The organism is Ensifer sp. M14 (genome assembly GCF_003355565.1).
Taxonomy (GTDB): Bacteria; Pseudomonadota; Alphaproteobacteria; order Rhizobiales; family Rhizobiaceae; genus Ensifer.
This window is the reverse complement of sequence record NZ_QJNR01000006.1, coordinates 86,618-103,930: the sequence shown is the minus strand read 5'-3', so window position 1 is coordinate 103,930 and position 17,313 is coordinate 86,618. Positions and strand designations below refer to the sequence as shown.

Genomic DNA, 17,313 nt, shown 5'->3' with positions numbered 1-17,313 from the left:
GTCGGAACCGTCGAAATGGGCGAAGCCATCCTTACCGAGTTCAAGGCTCTTTCGGTGTAAAGAGAAGCATTTATTGCTGCGCTGTCTTTTGAAAGCGGTTGACCGGCGGATGACACTCGGTCTCGGCCTATCGATACTGACTTTTCGCCACTCATGTCGAAGAACGCACTGGCGAAGTCCGGCTTGGAATATTACCGAAGCGTCGTGACCATGCCGGCATCGACCCATGCCCCATAAGGTTAGAAATCTGCCGGCGGCGATACTCGATCATTATCTGCCAGTCGCCAGACCTATTCGGCACAGGTAGCCCCATGTTGAGATGCAGCTTATGGGCGAGCCCACATCGTGTCCACAATGGTTTGGCTTTCAAACGTCACGTCTTTGCCGTTGTGAAACATCTGAGTGTGCCAGGATCCAGGTTTCGCGGTAGCTCAGCAAGCCTACGGTTGCTGAAGTTGAGGAAGAAAAACCGTGACATCCCGACTGTTGCCGTCAAAAGGTTTACCGCCAACGACTAGGTAAACGACAATCGCTGATACCGAGAGAACCAGCATACCGATCGGCAGTCCGGTTGATGTCTTTCTTTCACGCCGACCATAGCCATGTCGTTCATACATCCGGGAAATCGCCCATCATCTTACGGGCCGCGCAGTAAGCATCAGAGCCGTCCAAAAGGGTCTCTAGAACCGCTCTGATGCCAGTACCCGCCCATGACCTGGTCCAGGGCCCTCAGCGCCATGGGCTTACAGCAAATATGGAGCCGGCCGTTGACGTGGCAATCGAACTCAGACCTTTACCGGTAGCGCGTAGGACTGAAGTCCCATGGCGGAACTTTCGATCTTGTCGCAGGTTAATCTGCGTCTGGACCGTCCAGGTCGGGATTAGAAACCTTTGGGAGCTCCGCCCTGCGCAAGTGTCCATCGGGTTGCGACTTGCTCTCGTCGTGCTTATCGAATTTGCCAGCTTTGGGATGATGTCATGAAGAACATAGGTGCAGTGATCGTGGCAGTTGCTCTGGCCGTCACGGCGGTGCCGGCAGAGGCTTTGTCCTTGTATCGAGTCAAACTTACGAACACCCCGGGGGCAGATCTGATCCATCACAAGCCCGGTCACTATGGCGGTCCTCCGCACTCTCGTGGGTATGGCGGTTATCGATACAATTCAGGTCCACGATATGGCTATTACAACGGTCACCAGGGTTATCGCTACCAACGCTATGGCTACCGTCGTCATAGTGATGGCTGGTGGTATCCACTCGCGGCATTCGGAGCAGGGCTCGCGATAGGTGGCGCAGTCGCTGCGCAGCCCCGGGGTGTCTATTCGAGCGCCGGTTCAGCCCATGTAGAATGGTGTCTTGACCGGTATCGTTCCTATAGGCCTTCCGACAACACTTTTCAGCCCTATTACGGGCGGCGCCAGGAGTGTATTTCTCCGTACTATTGAGCGGGCAGGACGTGACAACCCGACCGCTCTTGGTCTGGACCAGGCTGAAGCTCGTCATCCTTGCTCCCAACGCTGGCATTGACCAGAACGTTGAGGGGCGAGACTGTGGCATTGCCAAGTAGCCTGGTGATTCCAGATCGAATGCAAAGATCAGATAATGTATCGCCGGGAACTGTAGGCCGGTAGAAACGGGCCGCCGCCATGCCCTCGCGGTATTTCGCCACGAACGCCTTAGCGGACGTCCTGCTGTTTTTGCTGTCCAACGGGCCGCTTTCCGTTCGACATTTCCATGTCGAGAGTTCCCCTGCGGCGCCCGCGCTCGACCTGTTCAAGCCATCGGAACAGTTGTCCAGAGACGATGATGAGGGGCTAATGACCTCGGCGCTGCAGTCAATAGATATTAGCGCGCCCTAACTTTTAAGCTTGGGATGAGTTCTTGCCGGAGCCCGGGACCATCAAGGGTCGCTCGCAACGTCGTGGAACGCCTGGACATCCTCCGGGGTATGCGCAGCCGAAAGAATGACAGTGAGAAACGCCGCGCGCGCAATGTCTTTCTTGGAAGCATCCGGATGCCGGCCCCTGACCGCTTCGATCAGAGCTTTGGGTTTCATGCCCGGAACAGCCACTTCATGCCACGCGATGTTCTTCGGCAGATGCATAGTCCGTCGACGCGGGGAGGGACGGTGTAATCGTGATCAAGCTTGAGAAAATACGCGACCTCAACTTCGACCCTAACTCTCATCCGCGTCAGTCGTACCTGAGCGCCGCGAGCGGTTTGGTCTGTCTAGACGCGGCGCTCTACATGATCGCGAATGACGAGCTGCACTTTGGCGTGTTTCCCGCTCGTGCATCAGGTCCCGCTAACCTCGTCCGATTGCACACTCTAGGTGCAAAACCAAGGGAATATTAGCGATCAATCATGCTACGCTTACTCGGCGTGCTCGCAATGCGGGAGCATGAGCTGCGAGCGCGCGCTGATCGGGGAGTTTGCAGTGCGCCCTTTAAGATTGGCCGCGCTGTCCCCGAGTTGTGCCCAACCGCACTGTGCAGACAAAGGAGGCAACTATGGCCATGTATCTCACGCGCTTCAATTACACGCCCGAGACATGGGCACGCATGATCGAGAACCCCGAGGATCGCCGCAAGGCGGCACGTACTTATATTGAATCCGTCGGCGGAAACCTCCATGGTTTCTGGTACGCCTTTGGCGAGCATGATGGTTGGACTCTGTGGGAGGCGCCAGATAACATTTCGATGGCGGCGGTCGTGCTTGCTGTCGGCGCTGGAGGTGCGCTCAACTCTGTTGAGACCACTGTCCTCCTCACCGTCGAGGATACAATTGAGGCCCTGGGAAAGGCGAAGTCCATTCGGTATCGTCCACCGGCAGGATAGGCGCACGCGGCCGTTCTCTTGCGCGATCAATCTGGGGGAGCTTTCCACCGACGTGAGAGCAAAGGTTCGCTGCGGGACACAACGCGTTGACGTTTTGTGCCGCTGGCTGGGAAATCGAGGCCCGATCCGAGTGAGAACGGCCACCTCTTTCCAGGATGGCACGCTCCAAGGTCGATCCGGACCTCATTCGCTTCAGCCGTTCAGCGCGTCCTTGAGAGCTTTGGCCGGCGCGAAGGACAACTTCTTCGCAGCAGCAACCTTGATGGTCGCACCGGTTGCCGGATTGCGAGCTTCGCGCTCTGGCGTGTGCTTGACCTTGAATTTACCAAAGCCCGGGATCGATGTTTCGGCGCCGGATGTGGCAGCGGCGGTCACTGCGGCGAAGACCGCCTCGACAACCGCCTTGCTCTGGGCTTTCGTCAAGCCATGTTCGGTCGCGATCTTTTCTGCAATCTCATTGGTCGTTGTCATTGTTTTTTCCCCTCTTGATGACGTGGGAATTGTCGTCCGACGAGATCCCCTTTGTCATCTGGCTTCCAAGTGAGCGCGGCCGAAATACCGACAGTTTCCACAGCACAATCGTGAAGTGTGCCTTCGGGCACGCACTCGACGTCAGCTTTGCGGAGGCGAGCCGCCGGATCGGGTTCGTGGTGAAGGGGTCTGACGTGAACTGGAGCGTGATCGTGACGTTCCCTCAGCATTACCCGGTTGTGACAATTTTATGTATATCCCATTGACATATCCCGTCGTTGGGTCGATATGGATACGTCTGGCGTAAATCCAAAAAAGGTGTCGATCATGGAACAAGGATCAGTGTTTCAAAGCAATCGCAGTCAGGCGGTCAGGCTTCCAAAGGCCGTAGCGCTACCTGAAGATGTGAAGCGCGTCGATATTGTTGCGGTCGGTCGCACGCGGATCATAACGCCTGCCGGCGAGGCTTGGGATAGTTGGTTCGATGGCGAGGCTGTATCGATCGACTTCATGACAGAGCGAGATCAGCCGGCTTTACAGGAGCGTGAGCCTCTATAATGCTGAAATATATGCTCGACACGAACATCTGTATATTCACGGTGAAGAACCGTCCCCAACAGGTACGCGACGCGTTCAACCGCCATCATGGTCAACTGTGCATGAGCTCAATCAGCTTGATGGAGCTTATCTGTGGCGCAGAAAAATCCGCAATGCCTGAAAGGAACCTTTCTGTCGTAGAGGGTTTTGCCGCACGCCTTGAGATACTCCACTATGACGAGGTAGCCGCAAGTCATACAGGGCAGTTGCGCGCCGAACTCGCTCGGAGTGGCACGCCGATTGGTCCATATGATCAGTTGATAGCCGGGCACGCGCGCTCCCGAGGCCTAATAGTCGTAACAAACAATCGCCGCGAATTTGATCGCGTACCCGGCCTGCGTGTGGAGGATTGGACCTCTTCGGCCGGGTGAGTCCACTTCTGTCACGTTTGCTGGCTACACTGCCGGCAGGACGCAACTCCGATACCGTCGCGTTCGGCGCGGTGCGATCGACCGCAAGATCACGTTGCGTATCGGCACCACACGGCTAGCAATGCTCATGGGATATGCGAACTATCGTGGGATGAGAACAGAATTCCGCCGTCCCCGTTCTGCGTTCAAGATCGCATAATGTATCGTTTGGAAGGCGGTGTACTGCGCAGGACCGATTACGCCGCTCTATCGATTTCTGGGATCAACTCCAGTTCGCCATGGAGCGCTATTTCCTCTGTCTTGAGGTTGAAGCTGGTCTGAATGTTCATCCAAAATTCGGGCGTTGTGCGGAAGTACTTAGCAAGGCGCAGGGCGGTATCTGTGGTTATCGGTGTTTGCTCGGCCGCTATGCGTTCGATGCGGGTGCGAGGAACATTGAGCTTTTTCGCCAATGCACCGGCACTCATGTTCAGAGGACGTAGGTACTCCTCGCGGAGGATTTCGCCCGGATGGACCGGTGGAAGAATATGGATCATTTCAAGCTCCCTGTGTGCCACGATTGGCTCTCAATGGTAGTCAACAATTTCGACGTCTTCGATGCCTGCATCTGTCCAAACGAAACATATGCGCCACTGATCATTGATCCGGATCGAGTGCTGGCCTTCCCTGTCGCCCTTCAGCGCTTCAAGTCGATTTCCCGGGGGCGAACGCAAGTCGTCGAGAACAGCAGCACCGTTCAGAATCGTCAATTTGCGAATTGCCGACCTCACGATATCTGAAGGAAAGCCTTTTGGTGTCTTGCCGCATGCAACGGCCTCGGTTTTGGCGTCCTTAAATGACCTGATCACGTCTGGCTCTTCATAAGTGTATCATACGGTGATACGAGTGAAAGTCAACACAAAACGTATCATCGCGCGATACGGATTTGCAATCGCTGGCTCGTACATATTTGGAGGTCATGGAGCTCGGTTCAATTCCTCTCAAGGCGAGCAGTTCCGCGCCCGGCAAAGGCTTCGAGCTTCGTCGCAAGAAACAGCGCCGGCGTCAGCACCTGAATGGATAGGTCTTGTGAAAGCTGATGCTTCGTCGCCGTTTCGATGCCTTTGCGTACCAGCGATTGCTGAAGCCGAGGATCTTTTCGTCGTCGGGAATGAAATCGACTTTGAGAGCACCAAGACGCATCCGGCATATCCTTCCGGGAGACCAAGATCGCATAATGTATCGATCGGAACACGGGGCCGAGCATAAGTGCTGACTGCCGATTGTGAAGCTAATTTGGAGAAATCATTGCGGTTACTTCGTTGTATTAGCCGGCACCTTTGGGCAAGTTATCACCGACTCGGCCGACCGATTCCCGCGCGAAGGACTGACTGTTTGATGATGAAGGGGAGAACTCGACCCGTCTGGGTTGCGCACTACGTTTGACCGACTAAAATCCGGTGGGCCTGTCCCCCCGCGAAGCGAAAGTCCTTTCCGAAAATGATGAAATCCAGCCTCGAACACCTGCCTGATGCCAAGAGGCGGGAACTCGCGCGTGCGGTCGAAATCCTGCGTGAGGAGTTCGCGGATGCCCTGGCGGGAGGCGAGGCAGACTTCAAGAAGAAAGGCCGGATCCTCAAGGTTATCCTGTTTGGCTCCTATGCACGTGGAGATTGGGTGGATGAAGAGCACATTGGCAAGGGCTATCGCTCCGATTATGACCTGCTGGTGATCGTCAACAATCGAAAGCTGACGGATTTCACCGCATACTGGAACAACGCTGCTGACCGGCTTCTGAACGACCGCATCCTGAAGGGCATGCAGGTGTCCTTCATCGTGCATTCTCGCCGTGAGGTGAACGAGGAGCTCAGGCGCGGAAAGGACTTCTTCTGCGACATTCGCGAGCAAGGCATTGTGCTTTACGAGCTCGATAACGAGCTGCTGGTGGAACCGAGGCCGATCAATCTTGAACAGCAGTTCAAGATCGCGCGCGAACATTACGAAAGCCGACTTCCGCATGCCATAGGCTTCCTCAAGGTAGCGCGGTTTTGCATATCCGAAGGCGACGCCGCCCTCGCTGCGTTCCAGCTCCATCAAGCGATCGAGCACGCCTACTCAACCGTGCTTCTTGTTCTAAAGAATTATGGTCCACCAACCCACAACCTGCGTTCCCTGCGCGGGTTTGCCGAAGATCTGGACCGTCGACTCGCCGACGCTTGGCCACAAGACCGCCAGCGCTACTCGGCCTGGTTCAATACAATCAATGAGGCCTATGTGAAGGCGCGGTATTCCAAGCATTACCAGATAAGCGAAGAAGCGCTTTCCTTCCTGATCGAGCGTACGCAGGTTCTTCACGCACTGGTAAAAACGGTGTGCGAAAACCATCTGATCACTCTGGCTGGCGAAATCGCCGAGCAAAAGTCAAGGCGATGATCCGGTGTCGGCCTTTGGGGCTGCGAGCAGACGTGCAGCTTTTGACATGAAGGGGCGGCCGTAAGCGGCCAAGCCGGCCGTGGACGTGCCCTCGACGAAAGGGCTATGCCCCGGGTTCGTGGGAAACGTCTCTGATATTTTTTCCTCCCGGACCAATGACATGTCTCTCAGCCATAATGGCAAGAATCCGCGCTCGAGCAACTGTGGCTGTCGCCAAAAGGGAGATAATTCATCGCTTCGGCGTGGCGTTCGTTTGCGGATGCATGCACATGAGCCGAAAGTATGGTCTCGCTGATTACGCCCGCCAGGTGCGTGTCGAGCCGTGAATTCCACGCCCATACTGTCGGAGCGCCGAAGTGGCCGCAATCCACGACCATGTCGCGTCTTTAGCTCGCAGCAGCTATAGGTTCACGTGGTCGAGTGGCCCGGGACCGCTAGCCCGTGGTGATCAGGATCAGCAGAACGAAGACCACCAGCACCATGGCGAGCGCGGGTATGATGATGGCGGGGTAACCGAAGGTGACGATCGCCAGCAGCCAGATCAGCACGCAGTTGACGAGGAACAGCACCTTGGCGGTGCCGGAGCCCCGCACCGCTTCCTTGAGCATCCAGCCGAACACCGGCACGTGATAAACCATTTTTGCAATCATTGTTTTCAAGCCTTTCTTCCGGGTGGACCCTGAGCCCACCATGATCTGTTGGGTTGGCTGGCCCTGTGCGGAGAGATCAGTCCCTGCGCGCAAGGCCAGCCAGCGCCCGCAATTGCTGTTCGTCGAGGATGCGCACCGTCTTGGGGTGGTTGAAGTCGATCAGGCCGTCACGCTTGAAACGGTTGAGACAGCGGCTGACGGTCTCGACCGTCAGGCCCAGCCAATCGGCAAGATCGGCGCGCGAGAGATAGAGATTGAAGCTGAACAGGTTCCGGCCGGCGGCCCTGCCGCGCCATGCGAATTGATCCGCGAGATCGATGAGCGCCGTTGCGACCTTTTCCGTCGCGGTCTTGCGGCCGAGCAGGGTTGCGTGTGCCTGCATCCGGTGTAGCGTCGCCTTCAGTTCGGCGGCGACATCTGGCCCCTGGTCGCCGTCGTCGACCTGGCCGCTGGCGAGCGTCTCGATGCGCGCGAAGGTCAGCGTCTCGGCAGTTGCGATGTTGCGGCCGTCATGGGTGAAGCCGAACAGGCGCCCAGGGCCAATCACGTCGGTGATCTGGCGGCGTCCGTCGTCGAGTAGTTGCGACAGCGCGACACAGCCGTCGACGACCCGGTAAAGATGGCGGTTTCGCCCGCCCTGGAACAGCAATGTCGCGTGTTCGCCGACCAGACGCTGGCGGTTGGGGGAGAGTTTTGCCGTCGAGAAGGCGGCGGAAAGTGGGGGCGGAAGCGTTGTTTCCGCAAAGGTGATGGTATCGGGCATGGGTGGGCGATCCGTATTGCGATCTCGTCGGGATCGTCGCTATGCGACGCGCCGCAGATCAGGCATCAGCGTTCCGTCACGATCGACCGTGACTAGCGGCTCAGGCGATTGGATTTTGACGTGGGTGGCCCGCGCGGGCTCGCATTGGGTGGAAGCTGCGATCGGGCGGATGCGACCGGCTGTGCCGGTGGCAGGGCCTTTTCGGTCTTGCGAACGATCGTGTCCGTGGCGTTGGTCGGTGCGGGCAGGAGGGCCCAGAAGATACGACAGGCACCGCAGAAGTGGCTGTGGGAGAGTTGCTTGCCGCTGCCGTCGTCGCCGGATGCGGGCAGGCAGAGGTCGGGCAGGGACCCGTCGGGGAGCACGAACTGCGCGCGCTCTGCAGGCGACAAAGCCGCGGCGGCTGCGGGCGCCTGGTGCGCGAAGCCGAGAAGCAGCACGGCCAATGCGCAAAACATGCGCATGGCCTGCTGCATTCTGATCTTCGTGCGAGGCTTCATTCTCTCTGCCTATCCCTATGCCGATCTGTTGGCTCAGGGATAGGCGATGGTATTGACAAAGCTCAATGTGGCAAACCGCGCAGGGGCAGAATGCCGCATGCCGTTGGATCAGTCTTCCTCGACAAAGACCTGCTCGCGCTTGGCCTTGACGCTCGGCAGGAACACCACCACCAGCACCATGGCTGCGATGAAAAGCAGGATCGCGCTGATCGGGCGGGTGACGAAGGTGGTCGGGTCGCCGCGCGACAGGATCATCGCCCGCCGCAGGTTTTCTTCAAGCAGCGGACCGAGGACGAAGCCGAGCAGGAGCGGGGCCGGCTCGCAGCGCAGCTTCAACAAGAGATAGCCGACGAGGCCGAAGAAGGCGACGGCATAGAGATCGTAGACGTTGGAGTTGACGCTGTAGACGCCGATCGAGCAGAACGCCATGATGATCGGGAAGAGTACGTAGTACGGTATCTTCAACAGCCGCACCCACAGCCCGATCAGGGGCAGATTCAAGACCACCAGCATCAGATTGCCGATCCACATCGAGGCAATGATGCCCCAGAACAGCGCCGGCTGTTCGGACGCGACGTTCGGGCCGGGCACGATGCCTTGGATGATCATCGCGCCGATCATCAGCGCCATGACCGGGTTTGCGGGAATGCCGAGTGTCAACAGCGGGATGAAGGAGGTCTGGGCACCGGCATTGTTGGCACTTTCCGGGCCGGCCACACCGGCGATGGCGCCGTGACCGAATTCTTCCGGCCGATCTGAGACGCGTTTCTCGACGGTATAGGAGGCGAAGGCCGCAAGGATGGCGCCGCCGCCGGGCAGGATGCCAAGCGCCGAGCCGATCGCCGTGCCGCGCAGGACGGGGCCGACCATGCGCTTGAAGTCGTCGCGCGTCGGCATCAGGTCGGTGACCTTGGCCATCAGCACTTCGCGCGTGCGTTCGTTCTCAAGATTGCGCAGGATTTCGGCGATACCGAAGACGCCGACCGCGAGGGCAACGAAATTCAAGCCGTCCGAATACTCGCGGATCCCCAGCGTGAAGCGCGGCGTGCCGGTGTAGATGTCGGTGCCAACGAGGCCGAGCAACAGCCCGAGCGCTACCATTGCCAAAGCCTTGACGATCGAGCCGTGCGCCAGCGCGATCGAGGACACCAGGCCGACGATCATCAGCGAGAAATACTCAGCCGCGCCGAACTTAAGTGCAATGACGGTCAGGGGCGGGGCGAAGACGGCGACGAGGAATGTCGAGACCGTGCCGGCAAAGAACGAGCCGAGCGCGGCGATCGCGAGTGCTGCACCGGCGCGGCCTTTGCGGGCCATCTGGTAGCCGTCGATCGCGGTGACGGCTGACGAGGATTCGCCCGGCATGTTGATGAGGATGGCCGTGGTCGAGCCGCCATACTGCGCGCCGTAATAGATGCCGGCGAGCATGATCAGCGAGGAGACCGGCTCCAGCTGAAAGGTGATCGGCAACAGCATGGCGATGGTTGCCGTCGCGCCGATGCCGGGAAGCACGCCGATCAGCGTCCCGAGCAGAACGCCGATCAGACAGAAGAACAGGTTTTCCGGCGAGGCGGCCGTGGCGAAACCGAGGGCGAGATTGCTGAAGAGTTCCATCATCCGTCTCCTAGAACTGGGTCCAGGGGCCGAAGCGCTGGAAGGGTAGGCCGAGGCCGTAGCTGAAGACTGCGACCGAGAAGGCCGTCAGCGCCAGCGACAGCGCGATGGCGGTCAACGGCTTCATCCGGCCGGAGGCAAAGCAGGCAATGAGTGCCGTGAAAAACAGCGACGGGACGAAGCCGAGCCCGCGCACGGTCAGGCCGAAGAAGACCGGTGCCGGCAGGATGAAGAGCATGCCGCGCACGGCGATGGGGCCAATCGGCTCTCCCTGGACCCGGGTCGACTGCACGAGGACGACGATACCGAGCAGTGTCAGAATGACAGCCAGAACCAGCGGAAAATAGCCCGGTCCCATGCGGAACGCAGTGCCGAGTTCGAGGTTGAAGGCCTGCCAGGCGAAGAACAGCCCGACGGCCGTGAGAATGCCGCCACAAAGCGCATTGGTGCTGTCGAAGGAGATTGATTTCATCGTGTCCCCATTTGGTTACCGGAGCCGGTCGTCGAGCGGAAAGAGCCGCAACCAAAATCCGAACTGCCTGTTGTCAGCGGCGCGGCGGTGCCTGGAGGGCGCTTTGCGGACGTCCAACGTAGAAGGCCACCGGATGAATGCCGTTTCGTCCGAGCCGGATGCTATGCCTGAAGCGGCAAAGGCCGCCACGATCGAGGCACGTCGGCCGAAGGATCGTGGCGGGCAGCGGTCTTAAATCAGTCGGCGTACTGGCCGGCGGCTTCGATCACCGGCTTCCAGCGGGTGATTTCGCTTTCAAGCTTCGCCTTCAGCGCTGCCGGGGTGGCATCGGCTTCGCTCGACGGTATCGTGCCGAGTTCGCCGAAGCGGGCAACGACGTTCGGGTCCTTCAGCGCCACCTGCAGCGACTTCGACAGGCGTTCGGTCACTTCGGCCGGCGTGCCCTTCGGCGTGTAAACGCCATGCCAGATGCCGACCTGCAGGCCGGAAAGGCCGCCTTCCGTCGTCGTCGGCAGGTCCGGGAAGACCTTGAGACGCTCGGGCGAGGTCACGGCATAGGCCTTGATGGTGCCGCCCTGGATCTGCTTGGTGGTGTTGGTGGTCTGGTCGCACATGATGTCGACCTGGCCGCCGAGCAGATCGGTCATTGCCGGGCCGGTGCCCTTGTAGGGAACGGTCGTCAGCGGCGTTTCGATGGCGCTCATGAACATCATGCCGCAAAGGTGAGAGGCAGCACCGATGCCGGCATTGGCAACGGTAACCGTGTCCTTGTTGGCCTTGGCGTATTCGACGAGGCTCTTGAGATCGGTCGGCTCGAGATCCTTGCGCGCGACGATCGTCATCGGCACTTCGGTGACGAGACCGACATATTCGAAGGCGTTCAGGGTGTCATAGGCGAGCTTGCGGTAAAGCGTGGCGCTGGTCGCCATGCCGATATGGTGGAGCAGAACGGTGTAGCCATCCGGATCGGCCTGGGCAACGCGACCGGCACCCAGGGTGCCGCCGGCGCCGCCGACGTTCTCGACGATGATCTGCTGGCCGAGATCCTTCGACATGGATTCCGCGACGAGGCGCGCGACAGTATCCGTCGGGCCGCCGGCCGAGAACGGAACGACCATGGTGATCGAGCGTTCGGGATAGGTCTGCGCATTGGCGGAAGCGGCAAACAGTGACAGGGCGGCAACGGCGCCAAGAAGCGCATTCAGGGTTTTCATCTTTTCCTCCCGGATGAAATATCGACCAGCCGGCAAGGCTCCTCCCATGCCGATTCTGGTTGACCCATTTGCGGGCGTAATTTTAGCACAGACAACGGCTTTGCTGTGCGCCTTCGCGCATTTCTGCCGCCGGTTGTCGGAGTTTGGGTAGAATTGGAAACAACAGGCTCGTTCAGTGGGTGGATTTCCACCCATTGTGGGCCGGGCGGTTCGACGGGACATTGCGGCGCCGCCTCCGGCCGGACAAGCGGGCCGCTATTGTTGTCCGGTACGGTGCCTCAAATACCGCACTTCGTCCGTTGTCAGCGGGCGGGTGGCGCCCTTGGCAAGCGCCCCAAGCACGATGTCGCCGATCGAGACGCGCACGAGCCGCAAGACCTCGAAACCGAGGACATCGAGCATGCGCCGGATCTGACGGTTGCGGCCTTCGTTCAGCTCCACCTCGATCCAGCTGTTCTTTTCGCCGCCTCTCAAGTGTTCGGCACGCGCGGCGCGCAGATGCTCGCCACCCTCGTCAACGCCATCGACCATCGCCCTGAGCTTGGCGTTGTCGATCTCGCCGGAGATCTGCACGTGATAGACCTTGCCGAGATGGGTTTCCGGGTCGAGCAGGCGCTGGGCAAGCACGGTATCGTTGGTGAAAAGCAGCAGGCCCTCGCTTGCCTTGTCCAGCCGGCCGACCGGCGAAAGGAACTGCGCATCGTGATCGCTCAGGCAATCGAAGACCGTCGGGCGTCCCTCCGGGTCGTGACGGGTCGTCACCAGCCCGCGTGGCTTATTGAGCATCAGGTAGATCTTGTCTTCCGCCTGAACGGCCTTGCCATCGACGGCGACGCGGTCCTTTTCGATATCGACCCATTGGGCGAGATCCGTTGTCCTGCGGCCACCGATGCTGACGCGACCCTCGAGCACCAGCTTTTCCGCCTGCGTCCGCGAGCAGTAGCCGAGCTTGGAAAGGGCGCGGGCGATGGTGACGCGCTTGCCGACATCGCCGGTCATGCGGCCACCGCCTTCGCTTCGTGCTGATATCGGCCGCTTCTGCCGCACTTCGGGTCGTCTCCGTCCATCTCTGCTGCCGACGCGTCTCGTCACGCCTCGGAACTGTGGTTCAGTCGACCTTGATATAGCTGATCTGCCGGGCAAGCCAACAGCCGATCGTCAGTCCGGAAACGGCGCCCCGTCCGTCGCGGTGGATCCGCACGGTCCAGTCGCCGGGTGCCGGGGCATCCATTGAGCGCTTGCAGCTGAGAAGCCAGATATCGTCGGCAAACGGATGCATCGCATGCATAGCGCCCTTGCCGAGCAAACCGTTGAAGCCGGCAAAGAAGACGCCGTTGGTCGAGACGATCTCGATATCGGCGTCGAGTTCGGCGGAGTGGTAGCGCCCGGCGATGTCGGGCTTCGCTCTGCCGGCGACCCTTTGGGCCGTCGTTGCAAGGTTTTCGCGTTCGCGCCCCATCTGCAGGCCGGTGCCGTTTGCCGTCAGCGAGACCGCGCTGGAGCGGGCGACACCATCCGCTCCGATCTGCAGAACGTCTCCAGCGGTTGCAAAACGCAGCTCAAGTCGTCCGGTTGCCAGGGGCCGGGTCGACAGCGCAAGACCGGTCTCCGGCTCGAGATAGGTGCCGAATTGCTGGCTTTCCCAGTTACCGACCGCCGCCTCGGCATCCCGATGGCCAAGCGCCACCTTCATAAGCGCCGTAGCAGCGGCATGGGCGTCGGCCTCATGGTTGAACATCACGACGATCGACAGACGTTCACTGGCCGCGTGCAGGCGGCGGCAGCGAAAGCCGCGCAGAGCGCCGCCATGGCCGGTGATCGCGACGTCGCCGATCGTTTCATGCGCAAGGCCAAAGCCGTAGGTTGCCGCGGTCCCATCCGCATAGGTCTGCGGGGCGGACAGTCTGCGGTAGAGACCATCGTCGTCGTCGCGCGTCCGGTCGATGAAGCATTCCCAGGCGAGCATGTCGTCAAGCGTCGCCGAAATGCCGGCGTCCCCCGCCCAATAGATCCGGTTCGTCGCCTCGAAATACCCTGTGGTCTCATTGCCCTCGTACCCGATCACGCCGTTCGGTGACACGCTGGTGTCGGGGGTAAGCGCCGCTGTCGTCATGCCGGCCGGACCGAAGGTCGAGCGATCGTAGAGTTCGGCAAGCGACCGGCCCGTATGGTCCTCGATCAGGTCGGCAAGGATGCGGTAGTTGCCGTTCGAATAGGAATAGCGCGTGCCCGGCTCGAAATGGGTCGAGCGTGCGCGCGACAGCAGCGGCCGGGCGTCCTCGCGACCAAAGACGCCATCTGCCATGGCGCCCTGCAGCACGGTCAGCGCCCAGTAGTCGCGCAGGCCCGACTGGTTGTGGCAGAGATGGGCAGCGCTCGGGCGTTTGCCTTCGATGAGTGGCAGGTAAGCATCGAGCGCGCGGTCGAGCCTGGCGGGGTCGCCGACCGTGTCGAGCAGCACGGCGCAAGTGAAGTGTTTGCTGATCGAGCAGATCGGCAGCAGCGTGCCGGGTGACATCGGCTTGCGCGCGGCGAGATCGGCATAACCCCAGACGTGCTTCAGGATGACCTCACCATCCCTGACGACACCCACGACACCGCCCGGCCCCCGGTACTGCTGTGGCAAGGCAAGGACGGCTCGTTCGAGGGCGGGAAGATCCAGGGTGGTCATGGTGCGCAATGCCAGTCGGTGGGTGAGGAAATCTGCCGCCCGGACGGGCGGATCGGTTTCGTACCTACCGCTCCGTCAATGCAGTTGCAACCGCGCTCCGTGTCTCCTCAGCGCAAACCCGCCTGGGCGTGATAAAGCCGGCTATAGGTGCCCTTGGCGGCGAGCAGGGTATCGTGCGGTCCCTGTTCGCTGATGCCGTTGGCATCGACGACGATGATGCGGTCGGCGTCGCGGATCGTCGCCAGACGGTGGGCGATAACCAGCGTGGTTCGGCCCTTCGAAAGCTCGGCAAGCGATTGCTGGATCGCCTTTTCGGTTTCGGTGTCGAGCGCCGAGGTTGCCTCGTCGAGGATGAGGATCGAAGGGTTTTTCAGGAACATCCGGGCGATCGCCAGACGCTGCTTCTGACCGCCGGAAAGCTTGACGCCGCGCTCGCCGATAACAGTGTCCATACCCTCGGGCAGGCCTGAGATCATGCCGTCGAGCTTTGCCCGGCGGGCGGCGTCGAGGATATCGGCTTCGCTTGCACCCAGCCGCCCATAGCCGATGTTGTCGCGGATGGTGCCTGCGAACAGGAAGACGTCCTGCTGCACGATGCCGATCTGTCCGCGAAGCGAGGCGAGTTTGATGTCGCGAATGTCGATGCCGTCGACTGTGATGCTGCCTTCGGCGACTTCGTAAAAGCGTGGCAGCAGCGAGCAGATCGTCGTCTTGCCGGCGCCCGATGGGCCGACGAAGGCGACGGTTTCTCCGGCCTTGATCGTCAGGTCGATGTTGGAGATTGTCGGCTTGTCGGCGCTGTAGCCGAAGGAGACGTTGCGATAGGCGATGTCGCCGCGCAGGCCCTTCACGTCGACCGCGTCAGGGCGATCCTCGATATCGGGCTCGGTCTCCATCAGTTCGATGAAGCGCCTGAAGCCGGCGATGCCCTTGGGATATGTCTCGATGACGGAGTTGATCTTCTCGACCGGGCGGAAGAACACGCCGACGAGGAGCAGGAAGCCGATGAAGCCGCCATTGGTCAACTGACCGGTCAGCACGAAGTAACTGCCGGTGATCATCACGATCAATTGCGTCAGCCGCATGCTCATGTAGCTCAGCGACGTGCTGGCAGCCATTATGCGATAAGCCTCGAGCTTCGTCTGGCGGTAGTTCTGGTTGTCCGTCTCGAACAGGCTGCGCTCGTGCTCTTCGTTGGCAAAGGCCTGGACCACGCGGATGCCGCCGACATTTTCCTCGATGCGGGCGTTGAAGTCTCCGACACGGCCGTAAAGGTTGCGGAAGTTGTTGGCCATGCGGCCGCCGTAACGGCTGGTGACCCAGGCGGTGATCGGGACGACGGCCGCGGTAATCAGCGCCAATTGCCAGTGCACGGTCATCATCAACAGCAGCGCGCCGATGAAGGTCATGATCGCGATGAACAGATCCTCGGGGCCGTGATGGGCGACTTCGCCGATTTCTTCGAGATCCTTCGTCAGCCGGCCGACGAGATGGCCGGTCTTCTGATTGTCGAAGAAGCTGAAGGAGAGCTTCTGCAAATGGTCGAAAGCCAGGCGGCGCATGTCGGTCTCGATGTTGATGCCGAGCATGTGTCCCCAATAGGTGACAGTCGCCATCAGGCCGGTGTTGACGAGATAGACGATGAGAAGACCGACGGAGGCCAGCAGGATCAGCGTCCATTCTTGGCTCGGCAGCAGCTGGTCGACGAACAGTTTGACCGCGACCGGGAAGCCAAGCTCCAGCAGGCCGGACAGCACCGCGCAGGTGAAATCGAGAATGAAGAGGCCGCGATAGGGCCGATAGAACGCGAAGAAGCGCTTCAACATGACAACCGCACTCACATGGGCAGCCGCTTGGGAACGGCCGTAAAATCTGAGCTCAAATGTCATGTTTTTAGCCGGAAGCCAACAGAAATGCGACCGAAAAGCGATGACACGCCGTCACAAATCACACCAACCCGGGCGTGTGATCCCCCGATGAGGCGCAAGGCGGGGCGGGAGGAAGAAAACGTTAACCATAAGCTTCGTAGAAGAGGGAATCACCAGGGGAGAAAATGAAGCAATGGTAGGCGATAGATCAGATGAAGCGGCGGTGTTTGGCGGACGCGAGGTCGTTCCGTTTCCGATGGCAAGAAGACTGAGCACCATTCGCATCTGCGCTGCCGACCTGGAAGATCTCCATGGTGACGACGCCGTAAAATACTGGCGGCGCGAATGCCGGAAGCTTGCCGACGAATTGCTTGCGCTCGGTTGCTCCGAAGAAGACATGCGTGAGCAGGTCATGGCGTTTCAGGCTGAGGTGCAGGCCGAACTCTGGCAGCGCCACCAGTCCCGGGGTTCTACCGGCGCGGTGAGCCAGTAAATCGGCGGCACCGCCTCCGCTTTGGCCGGACCTTTGGCAGGAGACGGCCCGGCATTCCCGCCGGAGCCATCATTGTCAGCGACCAATGGCGCCCTGCAGACGGTGCGCCAGCCATGCAGCCGCACAGCCAAGAGCGGCGACGCCTGAAAGTTCGCAGAATGCGAGCCATCCCGGCTCGAGATGCGCCCAACCCATCCCATGAACATCGCCCAGACGGGCCAGCCGATGCTTGCGGATGTGGCGGCGGCCAGGGCGGCGGTGGTTGCCGCCACCAGCGTCAGCAGATTGAATTTCCAGGCGAAGGGCGCTCGGCCCGTTGGTTCTGTTTGCACGGTCATGACATATCCTCGAATTTGGATTGAATAGGCGCTGTCACCGGACA

General features: G+C 60.1%; 20 protein-coding genes and 1 pseudogene. 6 read left to right on the top strand and 15 right to left on the bottom strand.

What is annotated here, in order from left to right; genetic code table 11:
• Window positions 1-978 precede the first annotated feature (978 nt).
• Window positions 979-1,443: a BA14K family protein gene (locus BLJAPNOD_RS21880; protein WP_115421472.1), complete on the top strand. Its 465-nt coding sequence runs from the start codon at window positions 979-981 to the stop codon at window positions 1,441-1,443.
• Window positions 1,444-1,898: 455 nt separating this feature from the next.
• Here BLJAPNOD_RS21880 and BLJAPNOD_RS21870 read toward each other — a convergent pair whose 3' ends face one another.
• A complete protein-coding gene (locus tag BLJAPNOD_RS21870; RefSeq protein ID WP_115421471.1) occupies window positions 1,899-2,102 on the bottom strand; it encodes a hypothetical protein in 204 nt (67 codons plus the stop codon).
• Between the two features lie 406 nt (window positions 2,103-2,508).
• On the opposite strand from BLJAPNOD_RS21870, the gene BLJAPNOD_RS21865 reads away from it, so the two are divergent.
• Window positions 2,509-2,835: a GYD domain-containing protein gene (locus tag BLJAPNOD_RS21865; RefSeq protein WP_077500958.1), complete on the top strand. Its 327-nt coding sequence runs from the start codon at window positions 2,509-2,511 to the stop codon at window positions 2,833-2,835.
• A 192-nt stretch (window positions 2,836-3,027) separates the two neighbouring features.
• Here the strand turns inward: BLJAPNOD_RS21865 and BLJAPNOD_RS21860 are convergent, their stop codons facing one another.
• Entirely contained in the window at window positions 3,028-3,306 is a 279-nt protein-coding gene (locus BLJAPNOD_RS21860) for an HU family DNA-binding protein (RefSeq protein ID WP_077500957.1), read from the bottom strand.
• Between the two features lie 327 nt (window positions 3,307-3,633).
• Here BLJAPNOD_RS21860 and vapB point away from each other — a divergent pair, with 327 nt between their 5' ends.
• Complete coding sequence (gene vapB / locus BLJAPNOD_RS21850; RefSeq protein WP_077500955.1) at window positions 3,634-3,864, top strand: type II toxin-antitoxin system VapB family antitoxin; 231 nt, start codon at window positions 3,634-3,636, stop codon at window positions 3,862-3,864.
• A complete protein-coding gene (gene vapC / locus BLJAPNOD_RS21845) occupies window positions 3,864-4,274 on the top strand; it encodes a tRNA(fMet)-specific endonuclease VapC (RefSeq protein WP_115421469.1) in 411 nt (136 codons plus the stop codon). The genes vapB and vapC overlap by 1 nt, the downstream gene beginning before the upstream one ends.
• Window positions 4,275-4,510: 236 nt before the next feature.
• On the opposite strand, the gene BLJAPNOD_RS21840 is transcribed toward vapC, so the two are convergent.
• The 3 genes and pseudogenes from BLJAPNOD_RS21840 to BLJAPNOD_RS36070 form a co-directional block, all read right to left on the bottom strand.
• Complete coding sequence (locus BLJAPNOD_RS21840; protein ID WP_077504920.1) at window positions 4,511-4,810, bottom strand: HigA family addiction module antitoxin; 300 nt, start codon at window positions 4,808-4,810, stop codon at window positions 4,511-4,513.
• Between the two features lie 30 nt (window positions 4,811-4,840).
• Window positions 4,841-5,122 carry a type II toxin-antitoxin system RelE/ParE family toxin gene (locus BLJAPNOD_RS21835; RefSeq protein ID WP_077504919.1) on the bottom strand — a complete coding sequence of 94 codons (282 nt, stop codon included), beginning with the start codon at window positions 5,120-5,122 and terminating at the stop codon, window positions 4,841-4,843.
• 146 nt (window positions 5,123-5,268) lie between these two features.
• Window positions 5,269-5,465, bottom strand: a pseudogene (locus BLJAPNOD_RS36070) (hypothetical protein); the annotation flags it as partial.
• Window positions 5,466-5,753: 288 nt separating this feature from the next.
• Here BLJAPNOD_RS36070 and BLJAPNOD_RS21825 point away from each other — a divergent pair.
• Complete coding sequence (locus tag BLJAPNOD_RS21825) at window positions 5,754-6,686, top strand: nucleotidyltransferase and HEPN domain-containing protein (protein ID WP_244611037.1); 933 nt, start codon at window positions 5,754-5,756, stop codon at window positions 6,684-6,686.
• A 434-nt stretch (window positions 6,687-7,120) separates the two neighbouring features.
• Here the strand turns inward: BLJAPNOD_RS21825 and BLJAPNOD_RS21820 are convergent, their stop codons facing one another.
• From BLJAPNOD_RS21820 to BLJAPNOD_RS21780, 9 genes are all read right to left on the bottom strand, one after another.
• Window positions 7,121-7,336, bottom strand: coding sequence for a hypothetical protein (locus tag BLJAPNOD_RS21820; RefSeq protein ID WP_077505129.1), 216 nt, complete (start codon window positions 7,334-7,336; stop codon window positions 7,121-7,123).
• A gap of 76 nt (window positions 7,337-7,412) precedes the next feature.
• Complete coding sequence (locus tag BLJAPNOD_RS21815) at window positions 7,413-8,099, bottom strand: helix-turn-helix domain-containing protein (protein ID WP_115421468.1); 687 nt, start codon at window positions 8,097-8,099, stop codon at window positions 7,413-7,415.
• Between the two features lie 92 nt (window positions 8,100-8,191).
• Complete coding sequence (locus tag BLJAPNOD_RS21810; RefSeq protein ID WP_147294567.1) at window positions 8,192-8,599, bottom strand: hypothetical protein; 408 nt, start codon at window positions 8,597-8,599, stop codon at window positions 8,192-8,194.
• Window positions 8,600-8,707: 108 nt separating this feature from the next.
• Window positions 8,708-10,213 (bottom strand): tripartite tricarboxylate transporter permease, encoded by a 1,506-nt coding sequence (locus tag BLJAPNOD_RS21805; protein WP_115421466.1) that lies wholly within the window; start codon window positions 10,211-10,213, stop codon window positions 8,708-8,710.
• Between the two features lie 10 nt (window positions 10,214-10,223).
• Window positions 10,224-10,685: a tripartite tricarboxylate transporter TctB family protein gene (locus BLJAPNOD_RS21800; protein ID WP_077505133.1), complete on the bottom strand. Its 462-nt coding sequence runs from the start codon at window positions 10,683-10,685 to the stop codon at window positions 10,224-10,226.
• 236 nt (window positions 10,686-10,921) lie between these two features.
• Window positions 10,922-11,899, bottom strand: coding sequence for a tripartite tricarboxylate transporter substrate-binding protein (locus BLJAPNOD_RS21795; RefSeq protein ID WP_077505134.1), 978 nt, complete (start codon window positions 11,897-11,899; stop codon window positions 10,922-10,924).
• 255 nt (window positions 11,900-12,154) lie between these two features.
• On the bottom strand, window positions 12,155-12,898 hold the full coding sequence (locus BLJAPNOD_RS21790) for a pseudouridine synthase (protein WP_077505135.1): 744 nt from the start codon (window positions 12,896-12,898) through the stop codon (window positions 12,155-12,157).
• A 109-nt stretch (window positions 12,899-13,007) separates the two neighbouring features.
• Window positions 13,008-14,570, bottom strand: a complete 1,563-nt coding sequence (locus tag BLJAPNOD_RS21785) for a D-aminopeptidase (RefSeq protein WP_115421465.1) — start codon at window positions 14,568-14,570, stop codon at window positions 13,008-13,010.
• A gap of 107 nt (window positions 14,571-14,677) precedes the next feature.
• The gene (locus tag BLJAPNOD_RS21780; RefSeq protein ID WP_077505137.1) at window positions 14,678-16,396 is read right to left on the bottom strand and encodes an ABC transporter ATP-binding protein; all 1,719 of its coding nucleotides are present in this window, start codon (window positions 16,394-16,396) and stop codon (window positions 14,678-14,680) included.
• Window positions 16,397-16,631: 235 nt separating this feature from the next.
• Between BLJAPNOD_RS21780 and BLJAPNOD_RS36065 the strand changes: the two genes are divergently transcribed.
• The gene (locus tag BLJAPNOD_RS36065) at window positions 16,632-16,931 is read left to right on the top strand and encodes a DUF6074 family protein (protein WP_077505138.1); all 300 of its coding nucleotides are present in this window, start codon (window positions 16,632-16,634) and stop codon (window positions 16,929-16,931) included.
• On the opposite strand, the gene BLJAPNOD_RS35420 is transcribed toward BLJAPNOD_RS36065, so the two are convergent.
• On the bottom strand, window positions 16,859-17,269 hold the full coding sequence (locus BLJAPNOD_RS35420) for a hypothetical protein (protein WP_158556148.1): 411 nt from the start codon (window positions 17,267-17,269) through the stop codon (window positions 16,859-16,861). The two genes, BLJAPNOD_RS36065 and BLJAPNOD_RS35420, sit on opposite strands and share 73 nt — an antisense overlap.
• Window positions 17,270-17,313 lie beyond the last annotated feature (44 nt).

Coding starts and splice junctions, on each gene's coding strand:
- BLJAPNOD_RS21870 (WP_115421471.1), bottom strand. CDS start 2,102: ATGCATCTGCCGAAGAACATCGCGTGGCATGAAGTGGCTGTTCCGGGC.
- BLJAPNOD_RS36065 (WP_077505138.1), top strand. CDS start 16,632: ATGGTAGGCGATAGATCAGATGAAGCGGCGGTGTTTGGCGGACGCGAG.
- BLJAPNOD_RS21780 (WP_077505137.1), bottom strand. CDS start 16,396: ATGTTGAAGCGCTTCTTCGCGTTCTATCGGCCCTATCGCGGCCTCTTC.
- BLJAPNOD_RS21805 (WP_115421466.1), bottom strand. CDS start 10,213: ATGGAACTCTTCAGCAATCTCGCCCTCGGTTTCGCCACGGCCGCCTCG.
- BLJAPNOD_RS21825 (WP_244611037.1), top strand. CDS start 5,754: ATGATGAAATCCAGCCTCGAACACCTGCCTGATGCCAAGAGGCGGGAA.
- BLJAPNOD_RS21810 (WP_147294567.1), bottom strand. CDS start 8,599: ATGAAGCCTCGCACGAAGATCAGAATGCAGCAGGCCATGCGCATGTTT.
- BLJAPNOD_RS35420 (WP_158556148.1), bottom strand. CDS start 17,269: ATGACCGTGCAAACAGAACCAACGGGCCGAGCGCCCTTCGCCTGGAAA.
- BLJAPNOD_RS21785 (WP_115421465.1), bottom strand. CDS start 14,570: ATGACCACCCTGGATCTTCCCGCCCTCGAACGAGCCGTCCTTGCCTTG.
- BLJAPNOD_RS21860 (WP_077500957.1), bottom strand. CDS start 3,306: ATGACAACGACCAATGAGATTGCAGAAAAGATCGCGACCGAACATGGC.
- BLJAPNOD_RS21865 (WP_077500958.1), top strand. CDS start 2,509: ATGGCCATGTATCTCACGCGCTTCAATTACACGCCCGAGACATGGGCA.
- BLJAPNOD_RS21880 (WP_115421472.1), top strand. CDS start 979: ATGAAGAACATAGGTGCAGTGATCGTGGCAGTTGCTCTGGCCGTCACG.
- vapB (WP_077500955.1), top strand. CDS start 3,634: ATGGAACAAGGATCAGTGTTTCAAAGCAATCGCAGTCAGGCGGTCAGG.
- vapC (WP_115421469.1), top strand. CDS start 3,864: ATGCTGAAATATATGCTCGACACGAACATCTGTATATTCACGGTGAAG.
- BLJAPNOD_RS21800 (WP_077505133.1), bottom strand. CDS start 10,685: ATGAAATCAATCTCCTTCGACAGCACCAATGCGCTTTGTGGCGGCATT.
- BLJAPNOD_RS21790 (WP_077505135.1), bottom strand. CDS start 12,898: ATGACCGGCGATGTCGGCAAGCGCGTCACCATCGCCCGCGCCCTTTCC.
- BLJAPNOD_RS21815 (WP_115421468.1), bottom strand. CDS start 8,099: ATGCCCGATACCATCACCTTTGCGGAAACAACGCTTCCGCCCCCACTT.
- BLJAPNOD_RS21820 (WP_077505129.1), bottom strand. CDS start 7,336: ATGATTGCAAAAATGGTTTATCACGTGCCGGTGTTCGGCTGGATGCTC.
- BLJAPNOD_RS21795 (WP_077505134.1), bottom strand. CDS start 11,899: ATGAAAACCCTGAATGCGCTTCTTGGCGCCGTTGCCGCCCTGTCACTG.
- BLJAPNOD_RS21840 (WP_077504920.1), bottom strand. CDS start 4,810: ATGATCCATATTCTTCCACCGGTCCATCCGGGCGAAATCCTCCGCGAG.